This is a genomic window from Kitasatospora sp. NPDC057015 (assembly GCF_042673745.1).
GTDB lineage: Bacteria > Actinomycetota > Actinomycetes > Streptomycetales > Streptomycetaceae > Kitasatospora.
In genome coordinates, this window is record NZ_JBHUSG010000027.1 from 116,100 (window position 1) to 127,686 (window position 11,587).

At 72.2% G+C, this 11,587-nt stretch carries 12 protein-coding genes; 5 read left to right on the forward strand and 7 right to left on the reverse strand.

The annotated features are described in order from the left end of the window. Positions 1–55 precede the first annotated feature (55 nt). From ACFTWP_RS24025 to ACFTWP_RS24035, 3 genes are all read left to right on the forward strand, one after another. Positions 56–244: a tryptophan-rich sensory protein gene (locus ACFTWP_RS24025; protein WP_380266762.1), complete on the forward strand. Its 189-nt coding sequence runs from the start codon at positions 56–58 to the stop codon at positions 242–244. A 99-nt stretch (positions 245–343) separates the two neighbouring features. Next, entirely contained in the window at positions 344–493 is a 150-nt protein-coding gene (locus tag ACFTWP_RS24030; protein WP_380266764.1) for a hypothetical protein, read from the forward strand. A 169-nt stretch (positions 494–662) separates the two neighbouring features. Next, on the forward strand, positions 663–1,304 hold the full coding sequence (locus ACFTWP_RS24035) for a hypothetical protein (protein ID WP_380266782.1): 642 nt from the start codon (positions 663–665) through the stop codon (positions 1,302–1,304). 78 nt (positions 1,305–1,382) lie between these two features. Here the strand turns inward: ACFTWP_RS24035 and ACFTWP_RS24040 are convergent, their stop codons facing one another. From ACFTWP_RS24040 to ACFTWP_RS24065, 6 genes are all read right to left on the reverse strand, one after another. Continuing rightward, positions 1,383–1,697 carry a hypothetical protein gene (locus ACFTWP_RS24040; RefSeq protein ID WP_380266765.1) on the reverse strand — a complete coding sequence of 105 codons (315 nt, stop codon included), beginning with the start codon at positions 1,695–1,697 and terminating at the stop codon, positions 1,383–1,385. Positions 1,698–1,983: 286 nt separating this feature from the next. Beyond that, on the reverse strand, positions 1,984–3,075 hold the full coding sequence (locus tag ACFTWP_RS24045; protein WP_380266766.1) for a glutamate--cysteine ligase: 1,092 nt from the start codon (positions 3,073–3,075) through the stop codon (positions 1,984–1,986). A gap of 130 nt (positions 3,076–3,205) precedes the next feature. Continuing rightward, on the reverse strand, positions 3,206–3,739 hold the full coding sequence (locus ACFTWP_RS24050) for a ferritin-like domain-containing protein (protein ID WP_380266767.1): 534 nt from the start codon (positions 3,737–3,739) through the stop codon (positions 3,206–3,208). Positions 3,740–3,867: 128 nt separating this feature from the next. Next, positions 3,868–4,017 (reverse strand): hypothetical protein, encoded by a 150-nt coding sequence (locus ACFTWP_RS24055; RefSeq protein ID WP_380266768.1) that lies wholly within the window; start codon positions 4,015–4,017, stop codon positions 3,868–3,870. A 675-nt stretch (positions 4,018–4,692) separates the two neighbouring features. Continuing rightward, on the reverse strand, positions 4,693–5,907 hold the full coding sequence (locus ACFTWP_RS24060; protein WP_380266769.1) for an AI-2E family transporter: 1,215 nt from the start codon (positions 5,905–5,907) through the stop codon (positions 4,693–4,695). A 247-nt stretch (positions 5,908–6,154) separates the two neighbouring features. Further along, positions 6,155–6,520: a PRC-barrel domain-containing protein gene (locus ACFTWP_RS24065; RefSeq protein WP_380266770.1), complete on the reverse strand. Its 366-nt coding sequence runs from the start codon at positions 6,518–6,520 to the stop codon at positions 6,155–6,157. Between the two features lie 380 nt (positions 6,521–6,900). On the opposite strand from ACFTWP_RS24065, the gene ACFTWP_RS24070 reads away from it, so the two are divergent. Then, positions 6,901–8,484, forward strand: coding sequence for an FMN-binding glutamate synthase family protein (locus tag ACFTWP_RS24070; protein ID WP_380266771.1), 1,584 nt, complete (start codon positions 6,901–6,903; stop codon positions 8,482–8,484). A 68-nt stretch (positions 8,485–8,552) separates the two neighbouring features. Next, positions 8,553–10,283, forward strand: a complete 1,731-nt coding sequence (locus ACFTWP_RS24075) for a thiamine pyrophosphate-dependent enzyme (protein ID WP_380266773.1) — start codon at positions 8,553–8,555, stop codon at positions 10,281–10,283. Between the two features lie 225 nt (positions 10,284–10,508). Here the strand turns inward: ACFTWP_RS24075 and ACFTWP_RS24080 are convergent, their stop codons facing one another. Continuing rightward, positions 10,509–11,474, reverse strand: a complete 966-nt coding sequence (locus ACFTWP_RS24080; RefSeq protein WP_380266774.1) for an LLM class F420-dependent oxidoreductase — start codon at positions 11,472–11,474, stop codon at positions 10,509–10,511. Positions 11,475–11,587 lie beyond the last annotated feature (113 nt).

The following is an 11,587-nucleotide window of genomic DNA, read 5'->3' on the forward strand; positions in this document are numbered from 1 at the left end:
TTCCGCCGCCACAAACGCTGCCGAACCGTATGCGGCGACCGGCCGGTCGCCGCACGTGGTGGAACACCGGTCGGGGTTCGCAGGGACCGTACTCCTAGACCTCGGCGACGCCGACCTCATCCGAAGGACCACCCGCGCCGACCGCACCGCGGCCGCCGCCCTGGTGCCCTACGCCACCTGGTGCGCGATCGCCACCGCCCTCAACCTCGACATCACTCGCCGTAACCGCGGCCGGGAATCGTAGTCCAGGCCGACGAACCACTCTCACAGCCCGGTCGGTCGGGTATGGCCCGGCTCGTTCAGGGCAGGTGGGCAGCACACCCGATCCACGTGGAGGCATCCGATGAACCTCGCAGTGATCCTGATCGTCGGCTCGCTGGGACTGGCAGCTGTGCTCTCCGCCACCAGGCCCGGCCACGCCAAGCACCGGGGCCGGCACAGGCCCGCACACACCGCGGCAGCTGCCGGGCGCCCGCGCCACCGGCTGAACTGAGGACGTCGCCGGGGAGCCCCCGCCCACTGCAGCCACCGGTTCGACAAGGGATTTGACCGAGGAGATCGCAGGCATGGGCACCGAAGAGCAACTGCCGAACGGCCAGCGTGCGAAGGCGCGACAGCGTTTTCCCCGACACGGACGCCGCGGAGAGGCACGGTTGCCCGCTGTGCTCGCCACGCTGGTCGCGATCCTGCTCTACCTCGTCCTGCCGGAGCAGTTGCTGCTCGGCCCGCGGTTCGTCCTGCCCGGCCTGGAAGTGCTGCTGCTGATTCCGCTGATCGCGGTCAACCCGCGCCGGATGACCCGGCAGAACCGGCTGTCCCGGACGCTGTCACTCACCCTGGTGGGGCTGATCGGGGTGAGCAACCTCGTCGCGCTCGGCTTGCTGGTCCACGCCTTGGTGACCAAGCAGGCGGACGACGGGGGCCCGCTGCTCCTCGCGGCGCTGCAGGTGTGGGCCACCGGCATCATCGTCTTCGGCCTGGCGTTCTGGGAGCTGGACCGTGGCGGTCCGGTCGTACGCACCCAGGTGGAACGCTCCGCGCTGCCGCTCGCGGACTTCCGGTTCTCCCAGGACGAGAACGACGACGCCGTCGAGGAAGTCGCCGACGGCGCCAGCCGCAGCAGTGACTGGGTACCCACGCTGATGGACTACCTGTACGTGTCGGTGACCAACTCCACCGCCTTCAGTCCGACCGACACCATGCCGCTCTCCACCCGCGCGAAGGCGCTGATGGCGATCGAGAGCATCGCTGCGCTGATGACCTCCCTGCTCGTCATCGCCCACGCGGTCGGCGTCCTCGACTGACCGGGACGGCGTCGGTGCTCCCGAGTGTGCGCCGTGGTCGGGCGTACGAAGCCTTCACCGCCCCCGCCCGCACCGCGGTCACGGGCGAAGGCGCCGCCGCTCGGGCGCAGCGGCGGTGCCGTCCGGCGGGAACGGCGGCGCGGCGGGGGATTCCGGATCGGCACCGGCCCCGGCGACCGGTCCCGTGCTCGAAGGGAGGCCCTCGGCGCGGCCCACCGCCGGCTGTTGCGCAGCCTGTCCGTCCTCGGGCATCAGGGCGAGCGCCTGAAGGAGCAGCCGGCAGTCGTCCGCGTCACGGGCGTAGGAGGCCACCACCGACAGCGCGCGGCGCGCCACGGAATCCGGCACGGTCAGCATCTCGCCGGCCGTCGGCTCCACGCTGTCGATGAGCATCTGCAGGTCATGGGGACCGGCCATGGGCAACACCCCCTGAGCGATCGGCTCCGGTCGGGAGACCATCCAGCCTACGACCCGGCCCGTCACCGCGCCTGGGCCTCCGGTCCGCGGCGGGGAGGGCACGGCCGGCGGCCCCCGGGACCGGCGGCCGGCCACCCCGCGTCGGCCCGCTCCGGCGACGGCTCGGTGGCGTGGAACAGCGCGGTGTCGGTCGCCGCGCAGCAGCCCTGCGCGAGCGCCCTCACCGTCGTCGGGTGACCGGACCGAGGGGCCACAGACCCGGTCAGGTACCCGTGGTCTGGTCGGCGATCATGCGGACCAGCCCGTCACGGCCACCGCGTCGCAGTTCGCGCAGCTGACGTGCCGCCCCGTTGCCCTCGCGCAGGATCCGCTCCAGGACGGGCGTGATGTGCCGCCCGTCCTGCCCGACCGCGGAGGCGGTGAACTCCAGGAGGGCCGCCGCCGCGTCGCCCGGCGCGCGCAGTCCACCGTGGAGCGGGTCGAACACCTCGCCGGTGCAGCCGTACCGCGCGCCGTGCCACACGGCCGCGTCCAGCGTCTCGGACCGGATCGCGGGCCACGGCCGCCCGGCGGCAGCGTCGCCGAGCAGGCGGGTGGCGAGGGCGCGGGCCGTACCGGCGAGCATCACCGCCTCGTCCGGGCGCAGTTGCACGTCCATCGCGCGGATCTCGATGGTGGGGAAGCGCTCGGACAGCCTGATGTGCCAGTAGATCTGGCCGGCGTCGGGGATCAACCCGTCCTCCACCAGGGCCCTGGTCCGGTGGTCGTAGTCGTCGGCGCCCTCGAACGAGGGCGGCGGCCCGCTGACGGGCCAGCGGTCGAAGACCAGTGTGCGCCAACTGGCGAAGCCGGTGTCGGTGCCCTGTGACAGCGGCGAGTTGGCGGCCAGCGCCACCAGCAGCGGGAGCCAGGGCCGAAGTCCGTTCAGCAGGGCGATTCCGGCCGCACGGTCGGGGATGCCGAGGTGGACGTGCATGCCGCAGATCAACTGTTCGTCGGTGAGCCGGGGAGCGTCACTGTGCATGGCCCGGTAGCGCACGGTGTCCGTCACGGGGACGGGGAGGTGATCGGTGAACGGCGCGCTGGCACAGGCCGCGAGCAGGCAGCCGTCCTGGTCCGCGGCCCTGCCCAGGGCGTGGCGCATCCGCAGGAGGTGGCCGCCGACCTCCTCCAGCTCATGGCAGACCGGAGTGGCGATCTCCAACTGTGCCTGGAGGAGTTCGCGCTGGACCTCGCCCTGGCCCATTGCCGGCTGCAGGTGCGCTGCTCGGCGCACCTGCGCCGCCCGGGCAACCGGCATACCGGTCGCCGGGTCGAGCAGGAGGTACTCCTCCTCCACACCGAGGGTGAGCATGCCTCGGACATACCCGCAGGAAACGGATTAACTCCCGCAGCGCATGTCATCGTGACCGGGTCGGCTGCCGGCTATTGCACGTCTGTCCGTGTTCGGGCCGGCCGAACGCCCGAGGGCAGGGCGGCCCGGGTCACACGGCGAGCAGGTCGCTGAGGTCGTCGGCGTGCTCCTCCTCCTCTTCGAGGATGGATTCGATGAGGCGGCGGGTGGTCGGGTCGTGGTCCCCCAGCCAACGGGCGATCTCCTGGTAGGTGGAGATCACGATGCGTTCGGCCAGCAGGTTGTGCTCCAGCATGGCCCTGAGGTCCTTCTCGTCCGGCGTGGTGTAGTCGGTGTGGGCGCGCTGGGCGAGGGTGGCGGGGTCGAAGTCGGGCTCGCCACCGAGTTGGGCGATCCGCTCGGCGGCCCGCAGGGCGTGCTGCATCTCCTCGGCGGCGTGCTCGGTGAACTCCGCCACCACCTGCGCGCGGTCGATGCCCACCGCGGAGATGGCGTGCCGCGTGTAGCGAAGCCAGCAGACCACCTCGGTGGCGACCACGTCGTTCAGAACGGCGATCACCTTCTCGGCATCGAGACCGTAGGTGCTCGTCACCGCGCCCTCGGCCATCTTCTGCCGGGCCTCGTCCCGGATCCGGCTCACGTCGATCACGAAGTCGTCTGCCACGGTGTGCTCCCGAAAGGTTGGGGAAAGACGGTCCGGCCACGCCTTCCCCGAACCCCGCGACGGCACACCGGGCCGTTCGGGAGGCCACCGGTTCGCAGTAGCTCCGCCGGGAGGACGGGCCGGCGGGTTCAGCCGGTGCCCGGAGGTCGCACCTGAAGGTTGCCGTCGCCGTCCGTCCGGGTGACGAAGCGCGGCTGCGGCGCGGTGGCGGGGCCGTCGAAGACCTCGTCCGCCTCCCGCACCACCGACACCGGCACCTCACCGACAGCCCGCCGCACCGCCTCGCCGCCTCGCCGACGGTGGACTCCCCGGGGCGCCCGAGCGGGTGCCAGCCCGGCTCGACCGGGTGGGCGACTGGCTCTGTCCGGTTCGTACCCGCGGACCGGCACGCAGGAGCGGCCTGTGCCCAGCGGGTGAGAACCCTCCCGGCGGGTGCGAGTCAGCTCGCCCAGGGCAGCGGGAGATCCAGCTCCCCGCAGGCCGCCATCCGTGTGAACGCCCGCCCGGCGGAGCTGCGCCGCGTCGGCTCCGGTGCTCGCGGGCCCGGCCGGGCCGGTCAGCGGACGGGCCGACACGGCGCCGGCACTCACCGAGTGGCCTCCCGACGGGGATCGGGCTGGCGGGGCAGCGGCACCGGCCAGGGCGGCAGGGTGGACGGTCGGAAGGATGACCCAGTGGTCACGGCGGACTCCTCGGCAACGGCCGGGACAGGTACCCGGCCTTCGAACGACTCTGCGCCTCGCACAGGCCGCTCGCACGCCCAGCGGCGCGGTCACCCGCTTCTGCCGTTCGGGCGATCCGGGCCCGGCTCCTGCTGGGGACGGGGTCCTCGGGAAGCACCTAGGTGTGCAGGGCGTCGCCGCCAGTGCCCAGACCAGTGTCCGGCCGGGCCCGCTCCGCTGCTCACACTCACCGCTCGCCCGCGGCCTCGACCCGCCCCCCACGGCGGGACCCTAGCGGCCGTCCAGGCGGGGGAAGACGAACTCGTCGAGGATCAGGCCGAGGGCCACCGCGGCGGGGACGGCCACCAGCGCGCCGACGATGCCCATCAGGGCGCCGCCGACCAGCACCGCCACCACGGTGACGAACGGGTGGACGTCGACCGCGAACTGCATGGTCCGCGGCATGATCAGGTAGTCCTCCAGCAGCCGGAAGCCGATGTAGAAGCCCGCCGTGGCCACCGCGACCGGCCAGGACACCGCCAGCGCCACCAGGCTGACGACCACCCCGCCGACGGTCGAGCCGACGATCGGCACCAGGTCCATCAGTGCCACGAACACCCCCAGCGCGGCCGCGTACGGCACCCCGACCGCCGCGCACCACACGGCGGTGGCGATCCCGGCGATCACCGAGGTCACCACGTTGCCCAGCATGTACCGCCCGGTCCGCGACAGGATCTCCTCCGTCAGCTCCCGGGCCCGGGCCCGGCGGCTGCCCGCGACGAAGCGGTAGCAGAACTCCTTGATGGCGGGCAGCCCCGCCATGAAGTACAGCGTCATGGTGACCACCACGACCAGGGACGTCACCGTGTCGAGCAGCAGCCGGCCCGCACCGAGGACGCCGCCCATCACACCCGACCCGCCGTCCCCTCCCAGGGCCTGCTTCGCCCGCGCCACCAGGTGGTACCGGTCCTCGATCCGGCCGAGTGCGGAGTGGTGGTCGTGCAACTGCTGCAACCAGCCGGGAACGCTGTGCACCAGGACGCCCGCCTCCCGGCTCACCGGCGGCACGACCAGCACCAGGAACCCCGCGACGAGCAGCAGGAACACGCTCAGGACGACGGCCACCGCCCAACCGCGCCGCAGCCGCCGCCGGCACAGCGCGGCGACCACGGGCTCCAGGCTGACCGCGATGAACGCCGACAGCACCAGCAGCGTCAGCAGCTCCTCCAGCCGCAGCACCTGCTCGAACAGGAACCAGCCGACCAGCGCACCCAGCGCCAGCCGCAGGCCCGCCGAGAACCACGGCGCGGCCGCGAGCAGCCCGCCCGCCTCCCGCCGCGCCGCAGCCCCCGGCTCCCCTACCGCCGACTCCACCGCCGTCGGCTCGTCGGCCCGGGGCTCCGGGAGCGCCGACGCCGGGGCGGCGCTCTCCGGTACGAGCAGTCGGCGCCGGACCTCCCCCGACGCCATGGTCGTGATCACCCGCAGTCGCGGCGGCACCCTCATGACCGGATTCCGTTCTTTCACGGGCCGCGCTCGCCGCCACCCACCGCGCGTGTTCCCCGATCCGCGACGGGCACGCCATGCGAACCGGACCCGGCCTGGTGGAGAACGGGAAGGGACGGAAGGCACAGCCCCAGCGGACCGGACGCCGCACATCGGCCCCGGCGAGGCCGGCTGCGTCCGGGCGCACGGCCGCGGGGCGGCCCCCCCGGGGGGGGGGGCCCCCCCGGCGGCCGGTCGGCGGTGCCGGTCAGATGGGGCCGCCGTAGTAGGGGCCGTAGTAGCCGGCATAGGCGTCCTGGTACACCGTGTCGGCGGCGTCGTGCTTCTCGGAGTCGTACTCGGGGCCGCTCTTGATCTCGTCCTTGGTCCGGTCGACGTAGACCTTCTTGTCCTCCTCGTCGACCCGCACGACGGTGCCGGCGGGGAGCAGGACGTGCTTGCCGAAGATCCACGGACCGGTGTCCACCACCAGGTACTGGGAGCCCGCTTCCTCGGACGACTTGTCGACCTTCCCGATGTGACCGTCGGTGGCCTCGACGTGGAACCCGACCAGGTCGGTGCCGGCGACGTGGCCGGAGGTACCGCGGAACTCCCAGATCTCGATGCCGCTCAAGACGCCTCCCTCAGTTGTGGCGCCACCGGGCTGGTCCCGGCGCAACGCGCTCTCGGCACCTCGACTGCCCTGGTCCGGGCAGGTCACTCCCCCGGGCCCGCACCGGGCCGGTGAGGCAGGACCTGTCCAGGCCCGGGAGCCGGCCGGTCTGCCTGGTGGACCGGCCGTCCCGGAGTACTCCGGACAGCCAGGTCCGGATGGTCGCGAGGTCGTGTCGGCCCGCACTGCCGGCCAGGGCGTTGTCGACCGGGAAGGACACCTGGGCCGAGGCGTCGACCAGGCCGAGCCCGACGTCTGCGGAAGGCACCGTCCGGCTCCCCTGACCGATGTCCCCTCCACGGGTGGGCTTGGCGGGCTCGATCGGGGACAGACGACGGACCGTGCTGAGAATATTCTGGGTCGCCCTGTTGGGCTGCGTAGCCGCGGCCGCCGTCGTGATGAGTGTGCTGGTGTCGCCATGGTGGTGGTGGGCGGCCGGTCCACTGGTGGCCGTCCTGCTCCTGGCCGGACGGGACTTGCTGCAGCGGCGGCACTCCGTCCTGCGGAACTACCCGGTGCTGGGCCGTCTCCGGTTCGCGTTGGAAGGCATCCGCCCGGAGTTGCAGCAGTACTTCGTGGAGCGCAACGTCGACGGACGCCCCTTCGACCGTGACACCCGCAGCATCGTGTACGAGCGGGCCAAAGGAACCGACGCGGAGGAGCCGTTCGGCACCGAACTCGACCTGTACGCGGCCGGCCAGGAGTTCCTCGTCCCGTCGATGGCCCCGCGCGCGGTGCGCGCGGACCCGCCGCGCGTGCGGATCGGCGGCCCCGACTGCACCCAGCCGTACGACATGGCACTGCTCAATGTCTCGGCGATGAGCTTCGGATCGCTCTCGGCCAATGCGGTGCTGGCTCTCAACACCGGTGCCGCGCTGGGCGGTTTCGCTCACGACACGGGCGAGGGCGGCCTTTCCGACTACCACCTGCGCCCCGGCGGGGACCTCGTGTGGGAGATCGGCACCGGGTACTTCGGCTGCCGGACGAAGGACGGCGCCTTCGACGAGGCCGAGTTCGCCGCGAAGGCCGCCCACCCTCAGGTCAGGTGCGTGTCCCTGAAGCTCAGTCAGGGGGCCAAGCCCGGCATCGGGGGCGTGCTGCCCGGCCCGAAGGTCAATGCCGAGATCGCCCGGGTCCGTGGGGTACCGGAGGGCCGGACCGTCATCTCGCCGCCCTACCACCAGGTCTTCTCCACCCCGCGGGAACTCGTCCGCTTCCTCGCCCGGATGCGTGAACTGGCGGGTGGCAAGCCGGTCGGCTTCAAACTGTGCGTCGGCTCCCGCCGCCAGTTCCTCGCCGTCTGCAAGGCGATGCTGGAGGAGGACGTCACGCCCGACTTCATCATCGTCGACGGCGCCGAAGGCGGCACCGGCGCCGCCCCCCTCGAATTCGCCGACAACATGGGCATGCCCCTCACCGAGGGTCTGCTGACCGTCCACAACGCACTGCTGGGGACCGGACTGCGCGACCGGATCCGGATCGGCGTCAGCGGCAAGGTCGCCACCGGCAGCGACCTGGTCAAACGGCTCCTCCAGGGGGCCGACTACACCAACTCCGCACGCGCCATGATGTTCGCCGTCGGCTGCATCCAGGCCCAGCGCTGCCACACCAACACCTGCCCGACCGGCGTGACCACCCAGGACGCCCGCCGGGCCCGGGCCCTGGACGTCGGCGACAAGTCCCGGCGCGTCCACCGCTACCAGGAGGCGACGGTCAAGAGCGCCCTGCAGATCATGGCCGCCATGGGCGTCGACGATCCCTCCCAGCTGCGCCCGCACATGCTGCAGCGCAGGACGGACCCGCAGACCGTCCGCTCCTGGGCCGAGCTCTACCCGGAGCTCGGCCCGGGACAACTGATCAACGACGCCCCCGAAGCGTGGGCCCGGGACTGGCATGCAGCCGACCCCGAGCACTTCACCGTGTGACCGCCGCGCCCGCTTCGCCCCGACCACCCGACCCTCTCCACCCCCGAATCGAACCGGAGGACCCTCCCGTGGCACGCACCGTCGCCCATGTGATCGTCGACGCCCTGCAGGAACTCGGCGTACGCCATGTGTTCGGCGTCGTCGGCGACGCACTGAACCCGCTCACCGACGCCATCCGCTCCACCGACGGCCTCGACTGGATCGGCTGCCGCCACGAGGAGGCCGCCGCGTTCGCCGCGGGCGCCCAGTCCCAGCTGTCGGGGACCCTGGGCGTGTGCATGGGCACCGTCGGCCCCGGCTCCGTCCACCTGCTCAACGGCCTCTACGACGCCGCCAAGAGCCGCACCCCGGTCCTCGCCATCGCCGGACAGGTACCGCTCGCCGAGCTGGGCGGCGACTACTTCCAGGAGGTCGACAACGACCTGCTCTTCCGCGACGTCGCCGTCTACCGGAACACCGTCACCACCCCCGACCAGATGCCGCGGATGCTCGAAGCCGCCGTACGAGCAGCGATCAGCGAGAACGGAGTCGCCGTCCTCACGGTGCCCGGCGACCTCGGCGACCGCGAACTGACCGACGACCGCCCCGCCCGCTTCCCCCGCGCCCGCCCCGTCACCCGCCCGGACGAGTCGGCCGTCCGCGAGGCCGCCGACCTGATCAACGCCGGCGGGAACGTCACCCTGCTCGTCGGCCGCGGCGCCCGCGACGCCCGCGACGCGGTGCTGGACCTGGCCGAACGGCTGGCGGCACCGATGGTGCTCACCCTCAAGGCCAAGGAGGGCTTCGAGGGAGACAACCCGTACCAGGTGGGCCAGACCGGCCTGATCGGCAACCCCGCCGCCGTCCACGCACTCGACTCCTGCGACACCCTGGTCATGCTCGGCACCGACTTCCCCTACCGGGACTGGTACCCGACCGACTGCACAGTCGTCCAGATCGACCTCCAGGAACGCAACCTGGGGCGACGGACACCGATCGACACCGGCCTGGCGGGCGACGTCGGCGCGACCCTCCAGGCGCTGCTCCCCCACCTGGACACCGTCGAGGACCGATCCCACCTGGAGTCCGCCCGCCGGCGCTTCGAGGACTGGAGCGTCCAACAGCAGCGCCTCGCCGACCCCGACCACGACAAGCACCGCCTCGGACGGCTGCGCAGCGCTCTGGACAACCCCGGCGGCGACATCCGCCCCGAGGCGCTGGCCGCCGCCGTGAACGCCTGCGCGAGCGACGACGCGATCTTCACGTCCGACACCGGCATGGCCACCGTCTGGCTCTCACGGTTCGTCACCCTGCACGGGCAGCGGCGCCTGCTCGGTTCCTACAACCTGGGCTCGATGGCCAACGCCATGCCGCAGGCCCTCGGTGCCCAGCTCTGGGCACCGGGCCGTGAGGTCGTCGCCTTCTGCGGCGACGGCGGCCTGAGCATGCTGCTCGGCGACCTCATGACCGTCCAGGCCTACCGGCTGCCGGTCAAGCTCGTGGTCTTCGACAACCGCCGGCTGGGCATGGTCAAACTCGAACAGGAACAGACCGGGCTGAGCGAGTTCGGGACCGAACTGGACAATCCCGATTTCGCAGCCGTCGCCACCGCCCTCGGCATCACCGGCATCCGCGTCACCGACCCCGCCGAACTCCAGGACAGCGTCCGCCGGGCCTTCGCCACTCCGGGGCCGGTCCTGCTGGACGTGCTGACCAATCCGCAGGAACTGGCCGTCCCCGGCAGGCCGACGCTCCAGCAGGGCTGGGGATTCGCCGTCGCCAAGGTCAAGGAGGCACTTCACGGGAGCCACGGGGAGTGAGGCGCCCGCTCGGCGTCCGTGAACAGCATGATCGCGCCCGTCGGGGAACCACGTCGGGTTGAGCGGATGCGCGGACCGGGGCGGGGAAGCCGCCAGTGCGGGGCGAGGCGGACCGAGACGGGGTGAGGCAGGCGGAGCGCCGGTACGCCAGGACCCTGCCGCTGCCGGGGGGCGCCCTCCCCCGGCAGCGGCGCGCACCGGTCGGGGGTGCGGCCTGTACGGGCCTCAGAGCTCCCGGAGGGCCGGGAGCAGGGACTTCTCGGCCCATTCCAGGAACGGCCGCTGGGCCTCCCCGCCGATCTGGACCAGGGCGACCTCGGTGAACCCGGCGTCCGTGAAGGCCTTCACCGCCTCCACGAAGGGGGCGACGTCCGGGCCGCAGGGGATGGAGGCTGCGACGTCCTCGGGCGTCACGAACCTGCTCGCCGCGGCGAAGGCGCTCGGACCGGGGAGTTCGGTGTTGACCTTCCAGCCGCCGCCGAACCAGCGGAACTGGTCGTGGGCGCGGGCGACGGCGGTGTCCCGATCGGCGTCGTAGCAGACGGGGAGCTGACCGGACCGGGGCTTTCCGGCGCCGCCGTGCCGGTCGAAGGACTCCAGCAGGGCCCGGTCCGGCGCCACCGCGATGACCAGGTCGGCGAGTTCGCCGGCGATGGCGCAGGACTTCTCGCCGGAGACGGCGATGCCGATGGGCGGGGCCGGCTCGGGGACGTCCCACAGGCGCGCGGACTCGACGGCGAAGTGCTTGCCCCGGTGGTTGACGTATCCGCCGGCGAAGAGCGCCCGGATGATCTTCACCGCCTCCACCAGCATCTCCTGCCGGACGTCGACCGGTGGCCAACCCCCGCCCACCACGTGCTCGTTGAGGTTCTCGCCCGAACCCAGCCCGAGCCGGAAGCGGCCTTCGGAGAGCAGTTGCACGGTCGCGGCCTTCTGTGCGACCACCGCCGGGTGGTAGCGCATGGTGGGGCAGGTGACGTAGGTCATCAGGGGGATCCGCCGCGTCGCCTGCGCCGCCGCACCCAGAACGCTCCACACGTAGGGCGCATGGCCCTGCTCCTCCACCCAGGGCGAGTAGTGGTCGGAGGCGACGGAGAAGTCGAAACCGACCTGTTCGGCCAGCACCACGTCCTCCACCAGCTGTCGCGGGCCGCTGTGCTCGCTCATCATCGTGTAGCCGATGTCAACCATGCCTGACGCCTGCCCGGGGACGTTTCTCATGAAACGGGACAATCCAGCAAAAATCAGCAGCTATCGGCAGCTTCCGCACCCGCACAGCGGTCGCATGGTGCACCGCCCGGCTC

Bases quoted from the DNA above. Each gene is read 5' to 3' on its own strand.
- ACFTWP_RS24030 (WP_380266764.1), top strand. From the start codon at position 344: ATGAACCTCGCAGTGATCCTGATCGTCGGCTCGCTGGGACTGGCAGCT.
- ACFTWP_RS24040 (WP_380266765.1), bottom strand. From the start codon at position 1,697: ATGCTCATCGACAGCGTGGAGCCGACGGCCGGCGAGATGCTGACCGTG.
- ACFTWP_RS24045 (WP_380266766.1), bottom strand. From the start codon at position 3,075: ATGCTCACCCTCGGTGTGGAGGAGGAGTACCTCCTGCTCGACCCGGCG.
- ACFTWP_RS24060 (WP_380266769.1), bottom strand. From the start codon at position 5,907: ATGAGGGTGCCGCCGCGACTGCGGGTGATCACGACCATGGCGTCGGGG.
- ACFTWP_RS24080 (WP_380266774.1), bottom strand. From the start codon at position 11,474: ATGGTTGACATCGGCTACACGATGATGAGCGAGCACAGCGGCCCGCGA.